The organism is Bartonella sp. CM31XJBT (assembly GCF_028618555.1).
Classification (GTDB): Bacteria; Pseudomonadota; Alphaproteobacteria; order Rhizobiales; family Rhizobiaceae; genus Bartonella.
This window is the reverse complement of sequence record NZ_JAQITD010000015.1, coordinates 40,120-55,483: the sequence shown is the minus strand read 5'-3', so window position 1 is coordinate 55,483 and position 15,364 is coordinate 40,120. Positions and strand designations below refer to the sequence as shown.

The following is a 15,364-nucleotide window of genomic DNA, read 5'->3' as shown; positions in this document are numbered from 1 at the left end:
GATCTTACAGAAAAAGAACAACAGCTCCTTCACGAGATGATAGAGACCTATCAAGGTTTAAAGATGATGTCACGCATCATGAAATTGATAGCCTTTATTGTCTTTATGTTTGTAATAGATTTTTCCCGTTTTGTGGACGCCATAGAGAATAGTTTCTCACATCTTAAAAGATGGTTAACCAAAAGTTAAATATCAAATCTCTCCTTTAAAAATATGATGAAACAAGAATTTACACAAACATTGTTTGCGTGGATGGGTGGTAAACACTATCTGCGTAAGAAAATTATACCGATTTTAAATAATATTGACCATGAAACCTATGTTGAACCGTTTTTAGGCTCTGGTGTTATTTTCCTAAATAAAAGACCAGCAAAATATTCCGTGATTAATGATTTGAATGGAGAGATCACGAACCTGTTTCAATGTGTTCAAAATAACTTTGATGATTTAGCCAAACGACTAGAATGGTTTGTTTGTTCAAGACAGTTGTTTTTTGAACTTGCGGCGATTGATCCAGAAAGCCTTTCCAAAGTTGAAAGAGCCGCACGTTTTTTGTTTCTCCAACGTTGTGTGATGTATGGGAAAAAAGATTATGTCTCTTTTAGTTTTGGAAGGAAAAGAACGGCAGAGTTTAATCCCGAAAAGCTGTTATCAAGGATGAGGCGTGTTAGACAGAAGCTTCTTGATACGACAATCTTAAATTTGTCGTGGGAACGGGTTATCGAGCTATTTGATGCACCCGACAGTTTATTTTACCTAGACCCGCCTTATCTAGTGAAGAAGAAGTGTTACAGCTCTGGGAATTTTGTTGAAGATGATTTTGTGAGTATGGCAAAAGTTCTCAAAAGCATACAAGGCAAATTTGTCTTGAGTCTAAATGATTGTGATGCGGTTCGAGAGATCTTTAAGGATTTTGACTTTTTAGAATTAGAGACCCTTTGGACCTCTGGTTTTGCTAAAAAACCACCCCGAAAAGAACTCTTGATTCGCAATAATTGAGGAAAATCATAAAAAGATTTGTTAGAATCAGAAGAAAATATTTCTTCTCTAATAGGACTTTTTATATGGTTACATCTTTTGGTAAAATTTTACGGAAACTTCGCATTGATCACTCCGAACGCCTTTTAGATATGGCTAAAAAATTAGACATATCTGTAGCATTTTTATCTTCTGTCGAGATTGGCAAAAAATCTGTTCCTGTAGGACTGGAGGAAAAGATCATAGAGCTTTATGGTTTAGATAAAGAGAAGGCTTTACTCTTAAGGAAAGCAGCTTATGCTTGTCGCAAAAGTTTTACAATCAAGACTTCTGATCCGTTGAGATGTGAAGCTGTTGGTGAGTTTGTTAGAAATTTAGAGAATTTTTCACAACAAAACTTAGCAGAATTAAAAGACTTTCTTGAGAAAGTTTGCAAAAAAAGAGGCGTCCTATAGAGACGTGTTGCAAAATCCTATTCCCTAACTTTTATTTACGCGTCCCTCACTTAAAAAAACATATGAAGAATCAAAAGCTTAATAGGAATATAAAGCTATATGGTGGGCGATGAGAGACTCGAACTCCCGACATCCTCGGTGTAAACGAGGCGCTCTACCAGCTGAGCTAATCGCCCAATGCAATGATCAGCAATTAAATGGAGACTCTTTAAGGAAAAACTTTTCTAAACGCAAGAATAAAGATGGTATTTGATAATTTTTTTTAAAAATGCATAATCCTTCTTGACATAAACGCGTGAACCCCTTACACGACCGCTTGTACCAAATTAAATTGGTTCGAAAAAAAATGCGCGGGTGTAGCTCAGTTGGTTAGAGTGCTGGCCTGTCACGCCGGAGGTCGCGGGTTCGAGCCCCGTCACTCGCGCCATTTCGTGATTCCTTATGAAATTTCCTTTTTAAAGTATTCATATGCTATGAGTGAGGTGGTGGAGTATTTAATTGGGGGATAAATATGTTTTTTCTTTCTTTTTATATGGTTTATAAGAATAGGGCTTGCGTCTTTCTTTGCTCTGCGTTACCTATGCCGATAAGAAAAGTATCGCTCTGTATGCCTTTGAAGCAGTATGAATAGAGTTAATAGAGCGATTGTTAAATTTGTCTGTTTGGTCTCGCAATATTGGATCATTGTGTTAAACTCAGGCATTTCGTTACGATGGAAGAGGGTTATGGCTTATTTATTGAGCTCTTACTTACCAGTCTTGATTTTCATTATTGTGTCAGCGGTTATTGCTGGAGTTTTGTTGATTACACCTTACATTGTAGCATATCGTTCCCCCGATCCTGAAAAGTTATCGGCTTATGAATGTGGGTTTAATTCATTTAGTGATGCACGCATGAAGTTTGATATTCGTTTCTATTTGGTATCAATTTTATTTATTATTTTTGATCTTGAAGTTGCTTTTCTTTTTCCTTGGGCTGTTTCATTCGAATCAATAGGTATGTTTGGCTTTTGGTCGATGATTGTGTTTTTAGCGATTTTGACTATTGGATTTATATATGAATGGAAAAAAGGAGCCCTTGAATGGAATTAAGATCTAATAATTCAACGATTACAGCTCCAAAACCAAAAGGAATCATTGATCCAAATACTGGTGGGCTGATAGGATCTGATGATAAGTTTTTTCGTGATATCAATGCTGAATTATCAGATAAGGGTTTTTTAGTTACCTCGGCAGATGCTTTGATTACTTGGGCACGTACCGGTTCTTTAATGTGGATGAGTTTTGGTTTGGCTTGTTGTGCTATCGAAATGATGCAATGCTCAATGCCTCATTATGATAATGAGCGTTTTGGATATGCACCACGAGCTTCACCCCGCCAGTCCGATGTGATGGTGGTTGCTGGTACGCTCACAAATAAGATGGCGCCTGCTTTAAGGAAGGTTTATGATCAGATGCCTGAGCCACGTTATGTGATTTCTATGGGGTCATGTGCAAACGGTGGGGGATATTATCATTATTCCTATTCAGTAGTGCGGGGATGTGATCGTATCGTGCCTGTCGATATATATGTTCCAGGGTGTCCACCTACAGCAGAGGCATTATTATACGGCATATTGTTGTTACAGAAAAAAATCCGTCGTACCGGATCCATAGAGCGATAGAGAGTTTTCTTGTCATGGTGGATGAAACATTGGTTGAACTTGCTGCTTATTTGGAAAACAAGTTAAAAAATAAGCTTGAAGAGACTGTTCTTGCTTTTGGTGAATTGACCATTGTGGCACGTCTTGATGCAATTATCGATGTCTTAATGTTTGTTCGAGATGATTCTCGCTGTCAATTTATTAATCTTACAGACATTAGTGGTGTGGATTATCCTTCTCGCGATAAGCGCTTTGATGTTTCTTACCAATTGTTATCTCCTCGTGAGAATTTACGCTTACGTGTAAAGGTTCGTACTGATGAAAATACTCCTGTTGCTTCAGCTTGTACGGTTTATCCTGGTGCAGAGTGGTATGAACGAGAAACGTATGATATGTATGGGATTTTATTTTCAGGACATCCGGATTTGAGACGGATTTTAACAGATTATGGGTTTGAAGGATATCCTTTACGCAAAGACTTTCCTGTGACAGGATTTGTTGAATGCCGTTATGATAATGAAGCAAAGAGGGTGATTTATGAGCCTGTTGTTTTGCGCCAAGAGATGCGTAATTTTGATTTTCTGTCTCCTTGGGAAGGAGGACAGTATACTTTGCCACGTGATGGAAAAGCAGATGAAAAAAAATAATATTGGTTTTGATAAGGCATTATATTAGAGTACTGTATTTCTTAAATAATTAAATATTTTTTAGCGTGATAGATTTTTTTGATATTTGATATGAAGTTTTTTAAAAAGCAAGGGGTTGGTTGTGGCTGAGGTCAATGTTCGAAACTTTAATATCAATTTTGGTCCGCAGCATCCTGCCGCGCATGGGGTTTTGCGCATGGTTCTGGAGTTGGACGGTGAAGTTGTTGAGCGTGTAGATCCACATATTGGGTTGTTGCATCGCGGTACTGAAAAATTAATGGAAACAAAGACTTATCTTCAAGCGGGTCCTTATCTGGATCGTTTGGATTATGTTGCTCCTATGAATCAGGAACATGCCTTTGTTCTTGCTATTGAAAAGTTATTAGATATTAAAGTTCCTAAAAGAGGGCAATTAATACGTGTTTTGTTTTCTGAAATTGGGCGTATTCTTAATCATTTGCTTAATGTAACGACACAGGCAATGGATGTTGGCGCTTTAACACCACCGCTTTGGGGGTTTGAGCAACGTGAAAGGTTGATGATTTTTTATGAGCGTGCCTGTGGTGCTCGTCTTCATGCAAATTATTTTCGTCCCGGTGGCGTGCATCAAGATTTACCAGAATCTTTAGTTGAAGATATTGGTGATTTTATTGATCCATTTCTTGTTTCTCTCGGAAAACTTGATGCGCTTGTGACCCCAAATCGGATTTTTAAGCAGCGTAATGTGGATATTGGCGTTGTAAGTATTGATGAAGCTTGGGCACGCGGTTTTTCTGGGGTTATGATTCGTGGAGCTGGTGTTCCATGGGATTTGCGTAAAAGTCAGCCTTATGAATGTTACGATGAAATGGAATTCGATATTCCTGTAGGTAAAAATAGCGATTGTTATGATCGCTATCTTATTCGTATGGAAGAAATGCGTCAATCAGCGAAAATCATGCGCCAATGTGTGGAGCGTTTACTGAGTACTGAAAAAAATGGACCGATTTCGAGCTTGGATCGCAAAATCGTACCACCGACGCGGAGTGAAATGAAAAGCTCGATGGAAGCACTGATTCATCACTTTAAACTCTATACGGAAGGTTTTCATACACCTCCTGGAGAAGTATATGTTGCTGTGGAAGCTCCGAAGGGTGAGTTTGGTGTTTATCTTGTTTCTGATGGGACCAATAAGCCTTATCGTGTCAAGTTGCGTGCTCCTGGGTTTGCTCATCTCCAAGCTATGGATTTTTTAACCAGAGGTCATATGTTGGCAGATGCTACAGCTATTTTGGGTTCGATTGATATTGTTTTTGGGGAGGTTGATCGCTAATGTCCGTACGCCGTCTTGCAGATGATGTTTATCAGCCGGCTGAGTTTTCTTTTACAAAAGAAAATCAGATATGGGTACAAAATACCATAAAAAAATATCCTGTAGGGCGTCAGCAGTCTGCTGTAATTCCATTATTAATGCGCGCTCAAGAGCAAGATGGTTGGGTGACACGTGCTGCGATTGAGCATATTGCTCAGATTCTTTCCATGGCTTATATCCGTGTCTTAGAAGTTGCTACTTTTTATACTCAGTTTCAGCTTAAGCCTGTTGGAACAAAAGCGCATATTCAAGTTTGTGGTACAACGCCTTGTATGTTACGTGGTTCTGATGAATTGATTAAAGTTTGTCAGAAAAAAATTCATCATGAACCTTTTGCGACCAATCAGGATGGAACCTTATCATGGGAAGAGGTAGAGTGTCTTGGTGCTTGTGTTAATGCTCCGATGGTTATGATTTTTAAAGATACTTATGAAGATCTTACAGCTGAACGCCTTGAAGAAATTATTGATGCATTTGAAGCAGGTGAAAGTTCTGAGATAGCGGTTGGTCCACAAAATAGTCGTAAATCGTCGGAACCGATTAGTGGTTTAACTTCTCTTATTGATGATGAGAAAGAAAAAAAGATCTCTCAAGTCTTCACCAAAAAAGGATAAGGAAAGAATGGGAACATAATTAAGTATTTTTCTTGAAAAAATATTTTATTATTCTACCCATGATGGCAACATTTAACGAAAAGTAAGAAGTCTTGAAAAGATATTTAAAAATTGCATTTGAGGAAAAGCGGAAAATGCTATGGGTAATAGAAAAAAGGTGAGGTATGCTAGCTGATAAAGATCGTATCTTCACCAATATTTATGGCTTAAAAGACAAATCATTAAAGGCTGCGATGTTGCGTGGGCATTGGAATGGTCTGAAAGAGATGATTGACAAAGGTCGTGATTGGATCATTGACGAAGTGAAGGCATCGGGTTTACGCGGTCGTGGTGGTGCTGGTTTTCCTACTGGTATGAAGTGGTCCTTTATGCCAAAGCAGAATGATGGGCGTCCTCATTATTTGGTTGTCAATGCCGATGAATCTGAACCTGGAACTTGTAAAGACCGTGATATTTTACGTCATGACCCCCATACTTTGATTGAAGGATGTGTAATCGCTACTTTTGCTATGGGAGCCAATGTTGCTTTTATTTATATTCGTGGTGAATATATTCGTGAACGTGAAGCGCTTCAAGCTGCCGTTGATGAGTGCTATGATGCGGGGTTACTTGGCAAAAAAACGAAATATGGGCATGCTTGTGATATTGTTATTCATCATGGAGCTGGTGCTTATATTTGTGGTGAAGAAACGGCTCTTCTTGAAAGTCTTGAAGGAAAAAAGGGGCAACCTCGGCTTAAGCCACCATTTCCTGCCAATATGGGGGTTTATGGCTGTCCAACAACAGTAAATAATGTAGAGTCTATTGCCGTTGTTCCAACGATTTTGCGGCGGGGTGCTTCGTGGTTTTCATCAATTGGACGAGCAAATAATGTTGGAACGAAATTATTTATGGTTTCAGGGCATGTTAATGCACCTTGTACATTTGAAGACGCTCTTGGTGTTTCATTCCGTGAATTAATTGAAAAACATACGGGTGGTGTTCGTGGTGGATGGAATAATCTTTTAGCGGTTATTCCAGGGGGGGCTTCTTGTCCAGTCGTTCGTGGTGAGGATATGATCGATGCGATCATGGATTTTGATGGGATGAGAGATGTCGGGTCTTCTTTTGGCACAGGGGGAATGATTGTTATGGATAAATCAACCGATATTATCAAGGCAATTTGGCGTATAGCTGCTTTTTTCAAGCACGAGAGTTGTGGACAGTGTACACCGTGTCGTGAGGGGACGGGGTGGATGATGCGTCTTTTAGGGCGTATGGTTGAAGGAAGAGCGCAAAAACGCGAGATTGATCTTTTGTTTGAAGTGTCTAAACAGGTTGAAGGACACACTATTTGTGCGCTTGGTGATGCTGCCGCATGGCCTGTACAGGGGTTGATACGTAATTTTCGTCCGGAAATCGAGCGTAGAATTGATGAATACACGCGAAATGTAGTCCAAAGCAAAAATATTGCTTTAGAAGCGGTTTAATAACGGATTTTGTTCTAAGAGCAACCGAATGCAAATTTTAAGTGGGTTATCCGCAGGTTGGATGGGTGATGATAAATATCAAAGTTGATGGCAAAGAGATTGAAGTTCCTGATTACTACACGTTGCTTCAGGCTGCTGAGGCGGCGGGTGTTGAAGTGCCACGTTTTTGTTTTCATGAATCTTTATCAATTGCTGGAAATTGTCGTATGTGTTTAGTTGAGGTTAAGGGTGGTCCTCCAAAACCTCAGGCTTCTTGTGCTATGGGGGTTCGTGATTTACGAGTAGGGCCTAACGGTGAAGCACCTGAAATTTTTACCAATACGGCGATGGTAAAAAAAGCACGTGAAGGTGTTATGGAATTTCTTCTCATTAATCATCCTTTGGATTGTCCAGTGTGTGATCAAGGGGGAGAGTGTGATCTTCAAGATCAAGCAATGCTTTATGGACGAGATTGTTCTCGTTATACAGAAAATAAACGTGCTGTAGAAGATAAATATATTGGACCTCTTGTCAAAACTGTTATGACACGATGTATTCATTGTACACGGTGTGTTCGTTTTACAACGGAAGTTGCAGGTATTTCTGAGCTTGGTTTGATCGGTCGTGGTGAAGATGCTGAAATTACGACGTATCTTGAAAAAGCTATGACATCTGAGTTACAGGGAAATGTTATTGATCTTTGTCCAGTGGGAGCTTTAACTTCAAAACCTTATGCGTTTCATGCCCGTCCGTGGGAATTGGTAAAAACGGAATCGATTGATGTGATGGATGCGCTTGGTAGTGCTATCCGTATTGATAGCCGCGGCCGTGAAGTTATGCGGATTATGCCGCGTACGAATGAAGATGTAAATGAGGAATGGATCTCTGATAAAACGCGTTTTATTTGGGATGGATTACGGACTCAGCGGCTTGATAAGCCATATGTACGCAAAGATGGAAAGCTTCAACCTGTCAGTTGGACAGAAGCTTTTGCAAAAATTAAAATGGTGATCTCTAAAATTTTTCCAGAAAAAATTGGAGCCATTGCTGGAGATCTTGCTTCTGTTGAAGAAATGTATGCCCTTAAAACATTATTGAGCTCTTTGGGCTCAACGCTTTTTGATTGTCGTCAAAGAGGGGGGGCTTTATCGCCAGAGTTTGGACGCTCGAGTTATATTTTTAATCCTACAATTGTAGGTATTGAACAGGCTGATGCACTGCTTATTGTGGGATCTAATCCACGTCATGAAGCAGCTGTTTTAAATGCGCGTATTTTAAAGCGCCAACGGATGGGCAATTTTCCTATTGCATTAATTGGAGAGAAAGTCGATTTACGTTATCCTTATTCTTACCTTGGATCTGGGAGTGATACATTAACGACACTTATTCGTGGAGAGGATGTTTTTTTTAATGTCTTAAAAGAAGCGAAGAGGCCCCTTATTCTTATCGGAGAGGGGGCTGTTTCAGGAAATGAAGGTTTATCTGTTTTAAAAAGTCTTGCTAAATTAGCTGATAATATTGGTGCTCTTAGTGAGACATGGAATGGGTTTGGGGTTCTTCATAATGCAGCATCGATTGTTGGAGGGTTAGACATAGGCTTTACTTCTAAGCTTGGGGTTGCAAATATACTTAAAACCTGTGAAGTTCTATTTTTGCTTGGTGCTGATGAAGTAGAATTAGCCAATACAAAAGCTTTTACAGTTTATATTGGGAGCCATGGTGATAATGGTGCACATGCTGCTGATGTTATTTTGCCTGCATCTGCTTACACTGAAAAATCAGGGCTTTATGTGAATACAGAAGGACGTGTTCAAATGACAAATCGGGCTGGTTTTGCTCCAGGTGAAGCAAAAGAAGATTGGGCTATTTTGCGTGCTTTATCGGATATTTTAGGACAAAAACTCCCTTTTGATTCTCTTCCTCAATTAAGGCAATGCTTGTTTAATGATTATCCACACCTTTGTGCTGTTGATGATATAGTGCCTTCTGATATAAGTGGTCTTAAGGCGCTTGGTTCAAAAATGGTTTCTCTCGAGAGTCAAACATTTACTTCTATGGTTAAAGACTTTTATTTAACAAATCCGATAGCACGTGCTTCTGCTGTTATGGCTAAATGTTCATCTCTTGCAAAAAATCGTTCTACGCAAACTGTACTGTAAAGTAAGGGCAAAGGAAAAAGAATAATGATGTATGATTTCTTTATGACTTGGCTGTTGCCATTACTCATTATAATCGGAAAAACACTTCTTCTTTTGGTCGTTCTTTTGCTCTTAGTTGCTTACCTTCTTTACGCAGATAGAAAAATTTGGGCTGCGGTACAATTGCGTCGTGGACCAAACGTTGTTGGTCCATGGGGATTGTTACAGTCTTTTGCAGATTTAATTAAATTTGTTGTGAAAGAACCTATTATCCCAGCAGGTGCAAATAAGGGGGTTTTTCTTTTGGCTCCTTTTGTTTCAGCGACACTTGCTTTATCAACTTGGGCTGTTATTCCTGTCAATGAGGGTTGGGAGGTTGCGAAGATTAATGTTGGCTTGCTTTATATTTTAGCTATTTCATCTCTTGAAGTTTATGGTGTTATTATGGGGGGATGGGCATCAAATTCAAAATATCCTTTCTTAGGAGCTCTTCGTTCGGCGGCACAAATGGTTTCTTATGAAGTTTCCATTGGTTTTGTGCTTGTGACCGTTATTTTAGTGAGTGGTTCGTTGGATCTTACAACAATTGTTCTTAAACAAAGTCATGGTTTTGGTACAACTCTTGGTCTTCCTTTTAACAGTTTTCTCGATTGGAATTGGTTGGTCCTTTTTCCAATGTTTATTATATTTTTTATTTCTGCGCTTGCAGAGACAAACCGTCCTCCATTCGATTTGGTGGAAGCAGAATCTGAACTTGTTGCTGGTCATATGGTAGAATATTCTTCAACGCCTTACATGCTCTTCTTTTTAGGTGAATATGTTGCGATTGTTTTAATGTGCGCATTAACAACCATTCTATTTTTAGGCGGTTGGCTGCCTCCTTTAGATGTTTGGTGGCTTAATTGGGTTCCTGGTATCATTTGGTTTGTTTTAAAAGTCTGTTTTGTATTTTTTTGGTTTGCTATGGTTAAAGCATTTGTTCCACGTTATCGCTATGATCAGCTCATGCGGCTTGGTTGGAAGGTTTTTCTTCCTCTCTCACTAGCAATGGTTGTGATAACTGCTGCTTTTTTAAAGTTTACGGATTTCGTTTAAGAGGAGATTTTACGATGTCAGGTTTCATTCAGGCGGCAAAGTCACTTCTTCTATTGGAATTTGTGAGTGCTTTTTTCTTAGCTATGCGCCAATTTTTTTCACCAAAGCCCACGATTAATTATCCTTATGAAAAAGGTTTTGTATCTCAGCGTTTTCGCGGTGAGCATGCATTGCGTCGCTATCCAAATGGTGAAGAACGGTGTATTGCTTGTAAATTATGTGAAGCGATTTGTCCTGCTCAAGCGATTACAATTGAAGCTGGGCCACGGCGCAATGATGGTACACGTAGAACTGTCCGTTATGATATCGATATGGTTAAATGTATTTACTGTGGTTTTTGTCAAGAAGCTTGTCCGGTTGAGGCTATTGTCGAAGGTCCAAATTTTGAGTTTGCGACGGAAACACGTGAAGAACTTTATTATGATAAAGAAAAGCTTTTATTGAATGGAGATCGCTGGGAGCGAGAAATTGCTCGAAATATATTGATGGATGCGCCTTATCGTTAAGTGTATCGTTAAATGAGGTGTCGGATATTTTTCCGATAAATTGTAATCTGGTATGAAGTTTATACCAATTGTTTGAATAATTAAGGAGAAGCCTATGCTAACAGATCTAGCGGCGGCATTTTTCTATTTGTTTGCTTTTATTATGCTAACAAGTGCAGTTATTGTTATTACAGCACGCAATCCAGTGCATTCTGTTTTGTTTTTAATCCTCGCATTTTTTAATGCAGCAGCTTTGTTTTTACTTGCAGGGGCAGAGTTTTTAGGGCTTATTCTGCTTGTTGTGTATGTTGGAGCTGTCGCTGTTTTATTTTTATTTGTCGTTATGATGCTTGACGTTGATTTTGCTGAGTTAAAGAGTGGAACTCTTCGGTATGCTCCTATTGGAGCTCTTATTGGTGTTATTATCGCTGTAGAATTGATTGTTGTTTTTATGAGTAGCTATTTTTCTCCAATCTTGAGAACGCATGTTACGCAACCAATGCCAGATTTAGCCCAGCGAACAAATACACAAGCATTAGGTGATATTCTCTATACGGATTATGTTTTCTATTTTCAAATTGCTGGAATGATTTTATTGGTTGCAATGATTGGAGCTATTGTTCTAACACTTCGTCATAAATTAGGAGTAAAGCGGCAATCTATTGCGGAGCAAGTTTCTAGAACGGTAGAAAGTGCTATTGAAATCAAACAAGTTGAATCAGGCAAAGGTATATAAGGGGGCTATGTAGATGTATATTGATATTACACATTATCTCACTGTTTCTGCTTTGATGTTTACAATTGGTATTGCTGGAATTTTTCTCAACAGAAAAAACGTGATTATTATCTTGATGTCCATTGAGCTTATATTGCTTTCAGTTAATCTCAATTTTGTTGCATTTTCAGCATTTCTTCATGATCTCGTTGGTCAGGTATTTGCTTTATTTGTCTTAACCGTAGCAGCTGCTGAAGCTGCCATTGGTTTAGCAATTCTGGTCGTTTTTTTCCGTAATCGTGGTTCCATTGCGGTTGAAGATGTTAATGTAATGAAAGGCTAACCAGTGATGTATTATACGATTGTCTTTCTTCCGCTTTTGGGTTTTTTAATTGCTGCACTAGGTGGAAAAACGATAGGAGATCGTGCGAGTGAATTGATAACATGTAGCTTTATGGTTGTTGTTGCCATATTATCGTGGATAGCATTTTTCAGTACTGCACTTGGTCATATTCCAGCGATTGATGTATCGGTATTACATTGGATGACTGTTGGTGACTTAAGCTTTAATTGGGCTTTACATGTTGATGCATTAACAGCTGTCATGCTTATTGTTGTAAACAGTGTTTCGGCATTGGTGCATATTTATTCAATTGGTTATATGCATCATGATCCTTCAAGGTCTCGTTTTTTTTCTTATCTTTCTTTATTTACATTTATGATGCTTATGTTGGTCACATCCAATAATTTGATTCAGATGTTTTTTGGATGGGAAGGTGTCGGACTTGCTTCTTATTTACTCATCGGTTTTTGGTTTCAGCGCGATTCTGCTAATAAGGCCGCAATGAAAGCTTTTGTAGTTAACCGTGTTGGAGACTTTGGTTTTCTCTTAGGAATCTTTAGTATTTTTGTTTTGTTCCAATCGGTTGATTTTGCCTCTATTTTTGCAAAAGCTGCCGACAGGAGCTTTATACAAAATGTGACATTTTTAGATTGGCAATTTGATGGGCAGACGGCAATTACCATTACATGTCTTTTATTATTTATTGGTGCGATGGGAAAATCCGCACAATTTCTTTTACATACTTGGCTGCCTGATGCAATGGAAGGACCAACCCCTGTATCAGCGCTTATTCATGCTGCTACAATGGTAACGGCTGGTGTTTTTATGGTTGCGCGTATGTCGCCAATTTTTGAACTTTCTTCGACTGCTTTGACTGTGATTATTATTGTTGGTGCAACAACAGCGTTTTTTGCAGCAACTGTGGGGTTGGTGCAGAATGATATTAAGCGTGTTATTGCTTATTCTACATGCTCTCAACTTGGTTATATGTTTGTGGCATTAGGTGTTGGAGCTTATGGCGCTGCTGTCTTTCATCTTTTTACGCATGCTTTTTTTAAAGCCTTATTGTTTCTTGGTGCAGGTTCTGTGATTCATGCTGTATCTGATGAACAAGATATGCGAAAAATGGGTGGGTTACGCAAACATATAAAGGTCACCTATTGGATGATGATGGTCGGGACCATTGCCTTGACCGGTGTTGGAATTCCAGGAACACTTTTCGGGACTGCAGGTTTTTTCTCAAAAGATGCGATTATAGAGTCTGCTTTTGCATCTCATAATATTGCTTCAGGATATGCTTTTTATCTTCTTGTTTTTGCTGCCTTTTTAACAAGTTTCTATTCATGGCGGCTTATCTTTATGACATTCCATGGTAAACCACGGGCAACAGTTGATGTGATGCATCATGTTCATGAATCGCCTCCAGTTATGTTGATTCCACTCTTTCTTTTATCTATTGGAGCAATATTTTCTGGTGTCGTTTTCCAACCTTACTTTTTTGGTGAGTTGTATAATGCTTTTTGGAAGGGAGCATTATTTACAAGCAGCCATAATCACATTCTTCATGATGCCCACCATGTCTTTAATTGGGTAAAATGGTCGCCATTTATAGCGATGCTTCTTGGGTTTATCTTAGCTTATTTATTTTATGTTTCTATTCCATCTCTTCCTAAGAAAATGGTTCGTATTATGCCAAGAACATATAACTTTCTTTACCAAAAATGGTATTTCGATCAATTATATAACTTTTTGTTTGTTCGTCCTACCTTTAGAATTGGTTCTTTTCTTTGGAAAGTGGGAGACGGTAAGATTATTGATGGTCTAGGTCCTAATGGTATTGCAGCGCGTGTTGTTGATATTACAAATAGAGTTGTTCGAATGCAAACAGGCTATCTTTACCACTATGCATTTGCAATGCTTATCGGCGTTGCATTGCTCATTACATGGATGATGATCGGGGGCGTAAACTAATGACCGATTGGCCTATTCTTTCTACGGTTACATTTTTGCCGCTTGTTGGTGTGCTTCTGATTTTGTTTATCAAAGATGATAGTGAAGTAGCACGCCATAATATACGTAATGTCGCATTTTTTACGACTCTATTTGTTTTTATTATTTCTTTAATTATTTGGATAGGATTTGATTCTAGCAACCAAAATTTTCAAATGGTTGAAAAATCCAGTTGGTTAGGGGGGGGTATTAGCTATCATATGGGGGTTGATGGTATTTCTATTCTTTTTGTTGTTCTCTCGGCTTTTCTTTTGCCTTTCTGTATTTTAGCAAGTTGGGAGAATGTTAAAGAGAGATTAAAGGCTTATATGATTGCGTTTCTTCTTCTAGAAGTTGCGATTATTGGCGTTTTTTGTGCTCTTGATGCAATGCTATTCTATGTTTTTTTTGAAGGCAGCCTTATTCCAATGTTTATCATTATAGGTGTATGGGGAGGAGCACGTCGTGTTTATGCAAGTATAAAGTTTTTCTTATATACTTTACTTGGTTCAGTGCTTATGCTGGTTGCTCTTATGGTTATGTATTGGGAGGCTGGGACACTTGATATACCAACTTTACTCAATTATCAGTTTCCTGCTCATATGCAAATATGGCTATGGCTTGCATTTTTTGCTTCTTTCGCAGTTAAAATGCCAATGTGGCCAGTTCATACATGGCTCCCTGATGCTCACGTAGAAGCACCGACAGCGGGTTCCGTTATTTTAGCTGGTGTCTTACTCAAATTAGGTGGGTATGGTTTTCTTCGTTTTTCTTTGCCTATGTTTCCTATCGCTTCAGCAGATTTTGCGCCTTTTGTTTTCACATTATCGCTTATCGCTATTATTTATACATCACTGGTTGCACTTGTTCAAAGTGACATCAAAAAACTTATTGCTTATTCTTCAATAGCGCATATGGGGTATGTGACAATGGGTATTTTTGCTGCAAATGAACAGGGGATACAAGGGGCTATTTATCAGATGCTATCCCATGGAATTGTTTCAGCAGCATTGTTTCTTTGTGTTGGGGTTATCTATGATCGCTTGCATACACGTGAAATTTCAGCGTTTGGTGGTTTAGTGAATAATATGCCTAAATATGCTGTTGTTTTCTTAATTTTCACTATGGCAAATGTTGGTTTGCCTGGAAGTTCAGGATTTTTGGGTGAATTTTTAACCTTAATAGGTGTTTTTCAAGTAAATAAATTAGTTGTTGTTTTAGCAACAACAGGTGTTATCTTATCGGCAGCCTATGCCCTTTATCTTTATCGGCGTGTGGTTTTTGGTTCCTTGGATAAAGAGAATTTAAAAGTATTAATAGATCTTTCTTTAAGAGAAAAATTCCTCCTTTATCCAATGGTTATTCTTACAATATTCTTTGGTATCTATCCAACGCCTATTCTTAAGGCAACGGCGTTTTCCGTAGAAACCCTCATCAATAAACTGCACTAGATAAGGGAAGAAT

The 15,364-nt window shown here is 38.6% G+C and carries 15 protein-coding genes, 2 tRNA genes and 1 pseudogene; 17 read left to right on the top strand and 1 reads right to left on the bottom strand.

Annotated elements, in window-relative coordinates; all coding sequences use genetic code 11:
- From PVV63_RS07240 to PVV63_RS07230, 3 genes are all read left to right on the top strand, one after another.
- Positions 1 to 189, top strand: a 189-nt coding sequence (locus tag PVV63_RS07240; RefSeq protein WP_273791285.1) for a hypothetical protein, incomplete at its 5' end; no start/stop codon positions are given.
- A gap of 24 nt (positions 190 to 213) precedes the next feature.
- Positions 214 to 999 (top strand): DNA adenine methylase, encoded by a 786-nt coding sequence (locus PVV63_RS07235; protein WP_342753374.1) that lies wholly within the window; start codon positions 214 to 216, stop codon positions 997 to 999.
- A gap of 65 nt (positions 1,000 to 1,064) precedes the next feature.
- A complete protein-coding gene (locus PVV63_RS07230) occupies positions 1,065 to 1,433 on the top strand; it encodes a helix-turn-helix domain-containing protein (RefSeq protein WP_273791283.1) in 369 nt (122 codons plus the stop codon).
- 100 nt (positions 1,434 to 1,533) lie between these two features.
- Here the strand turns inward: PVV63_RS07230 and PVV63_RS07225 are convergent.
- Positions 1,534 to 1,609: transfer RNA gene (locus PVV63_RS07225), tRNA-Val, on the bottom strand.
- 174 nt (positions 1,610 to 1,783) lie between these two features.
- On the opposite strand from PVV63_RS07225, the gene PVV63_RS07220 reads away from it, so the two are divergent.
- From PVV63_RS07220 to PVV63_RS07155, 14 genes and pseudogenes are all read left to right on the top strand, one after another.
- Positions 1,784 to 1,860, top strand: a tRNA-Asp gene (locus PVV63_RS07220).
- A 298-nt stretch (positions 1,861 to 2,158) separates the two neighbouring features.
- Entirely contained in the window at positions 2,159 to 2,524 is a 366-nt protein-coding gene (locus PVV63_RS07215; protein WP_005773599.1) for an NADH-quinone oxidoreductase subunit A, read from the top strand.
- Positions 2,515 to 3,096 (top strand): NADH-quinone oxidoreductase subunit B family protein, encoded by a 582-nt coding sequence (locus tag PVV63_RS07210; RefSeq protein WP_273791282.1) that lies wholly within the window; start codon positions 2,515 to 2,517, stop codon positions 3,094 to 3,096. Before PVV63_RS07215 ends, PVV63_RS07210 begins: the two co-directional genes overlap by 10 nt.
- Before the next feature lie 14 nt (positions 3,097 to 3,110).
- Positions 3,111 to 3,722, top strand: coding sequence for an NADH-quinone oxidoreductase subunit C (locus tag PVV63_RS07205; RefSeq protein ID WP_273791281.1), 612 nt, complete (start codon positions 3,111 to 3,113; stop codon positions 3,720 to 3,722).
- 121 nt (positions 3,723 to 3,843) lie between these two features.
- Positions 3,844 to 5,034, top strand: coding sequence for an NADH-quinone oxidoreductase subunit D (locus tag PVV63_RS07200; RefSeq protein ID WP_273791280.1), 1,191 nt, complete (start codon positions 3,844 to 3,846; stop codon positions 5,032 to 5,034).
- Positions 5,034 to 5,706: pseudogene (gene nuoE, locus PVV63_RS07195) on the top strand (NADH-quinone oxidoreductase subunit NuoE). The gene PVV63_RS07200 and the pseudogene nuoE overlap by 1 nt, the downstream one beginning before the upstream one ends.
- A gap of 145 nt (positions 5,707 to 5,851) precedes the next feature.
- Positions 5,852 to 7,156: an NADH-quinone oxidoreductase subunit NuoF gene (gene nuoF / locus PVV63_RS07190; protein WP_273791278.1), complete on the top strand. Its 1,305-nt coding sequence runs from the start codon at positions 5,852 to 5,854 to the stop codon at positions 7,154 to 7,156.
- 68 nt (positions 7,157 to 7,224) lie between these two features.
- On the top strand, positions 7,225 to 9,294 hold the full coding sequence (gene nuoG, locus PVV63_RS07185; RefSeq protein ID WP_273791277.1) for an NADH-quinone oxidoreductase subunit NuoG: 2,070 nt from the start codon (positions 7,225 to 7,227) through the stop codon (positions 9,292 to 9,294).
- 27 nt (positions 9,295 to 9,321) lie between these two features.
- Positions 9,322 to 10,368, top strand: a complete 1,047-nt coding sequence (gene nuoH / locus PVV63_RS07180; protein ID WP_273791289.1) for an NADH-quinone oxidoreductase subunit NuoH — start codon at positions 9,322 to 9,324, stop codon at positions 10,366 to 10,368.
- 14 nt (positions 10,369 to 10,382) lie between these two features.
- On the top strand, positions 10,383 to 10,874 hold the full coding sequence (nuoI, locus tag PVV63_RS07175) for an NADH-quinone oxidoreductase subunit NuoI (RefSeq protein ID WP_273723184.1): 492 nt from the start codon (positions 10,383 to 10,385) through the stop codon (positions 10,872 to 10,874).
- A 94-nt stretch (positions 10,875 to 10,968) separates the two neighbouring features.
- Positions 10,969 to 11,589, top strand: a complete 621-nt coding sequence (locus PVV63_RS07170; protein ID WP_273791276.1) for an NADH-quinone oxidoreductase subunit J — start codon at positions 10,969 to 10,971, stop codon at positions 11,587 to 11,589.
- A 13-nt stretch (positions 11,590 to 11,602) separates the two neighbouring features.
- Complete coding sequence (gene nuoK / locus PVV63_RS07165; protein ID WP_273791275.1) at positions 11,603 to 11,911, top strand: NADH-quinone oxidoreductase subunit NuoK; 309 nt, start codon at positions 11,603 to 11,605, stop codon at positions 11,909 to 11,911.
- A 6-nt stretch (positions 11,912 to 11,917) separates the two neighbouring features.
- Positions 11,918 to 13,882, top strand: a complete 1,965-nt coding sequence (nuoL, locus tag PVV63_RS07160) for an NADH-quinone oxidoreductase subunit L (RefSeq protein WP_273791288.1) — start codon at positions 11,918 to 11,920, stop codon at positions 13,880 to 13,882.
- On the top strand, positions 13,882 to 15,351 hold the full coding sequence (locus PVV63_RS07155; RefSeq protein ID WP_273791287.1) for an NADH-quinone oxidoreductase subunit M: 1,470 nt from the start codon (positions 13,882 to 13,884) through the stop codon (positions 15,349 to 15,351). Before nuoL ends, PVV63_RS07155 begins: the two co-directional genes overlap by 1 nt.
- The last annotated feature ends 13 nt before the right edge of the window (positions 15,352 to 15,364 follow it).

Excerpts from the sequence above, each read along its gene's own strand:
- PVV63_RS07235 (WP_342753374.1), top strand. The coding sequence starts at position 214 with ATGATGAAACAAGAATTTACACAAACATTGTTTGCGTGGATGGGTGGT.
- PVV63_RS07230 (WP_273791283.1), top strand. The coding sequence starts at position 1,065 with ATGGTTACATCTTTTGGTAAAATTTTACGGAAACTTCGCATTGATCAC.
- PVV63_RS07215 (WP_005773599.1), top strand. The coding sequence starts at position 2,159 with ATGGCTTATTTATTGAGCTCTTACTTACCAGTCTTGATTTTCATTATT.
- PVV63_RS07210 (WP_273791282.1), top strand. The coding sequence starts at position 2,515 with ATGGAATTAAGATCTAATAATTCAACGATTACAGCTCCAAAACCAAAA.
- PVV63_RS07205 (WP_273791281.1), top strand. The coding sequence starts at position 3,111 with ATGGTGGATGAAACATTGGTTGAACTTGCTGCTTATTTGGAAAACAAG.
- nuoF (WP_273791278.1), top strand. The coding sequence starts at position 5,852 with ATGCTAGCTGATAAAGATCGTATCTTCACCAATATTTATGGCTTAAAA.
- nuoG (WP_273791277.1), top strand. The coding sequence starts at position 7,225 with ATGATAAATATCAAAGTTGATGGCAAAGAGATTGAAGTTCCTGATTAC.
- nuoH (WP_273791289.1), top strand. The coding sequence starts at position 9,322 with ATGTATGATTTCTTTATGACTTGGCTGTTGCCATTACTCATTATAATC.
- nuoI (WP_273723184.1), top strand. The coding sequence starts at position 10,383 with ATGTCAGGTTTCATTCAGGCGGCAAAGTCACTTCTTCTATTGGAATTT.
- PVV63_RS07170 (WP_273791276.1), top strand. The coding sequence starts at position 10,969 with ATGCTAACAGATCTAGCGGCGGCATTTTTCTATTTGTTTGCTTTTATT.
- nuoK (WP_273791275.1), top strand. The coding sequence starts at position 11,603 with ATGTATATTGATATTACACATTATCTCACTGTTTCTGCTTTGATGTTT.
- nuoL (WP_273791288.1), top strand. The coding sequence starts at position 11,918 with ATGTATTATACGATTGTCTTTCTTCCGCTTTTGGGTTTTTTAATTGCT.
- PVV63_RS07155 (WP_273791287.1), top strand. The coding sequence starts at position 13,882 with ATGACCGATTGGCCTATTCTTTCTACGGTTACATTTTTGCCGCTTGTT.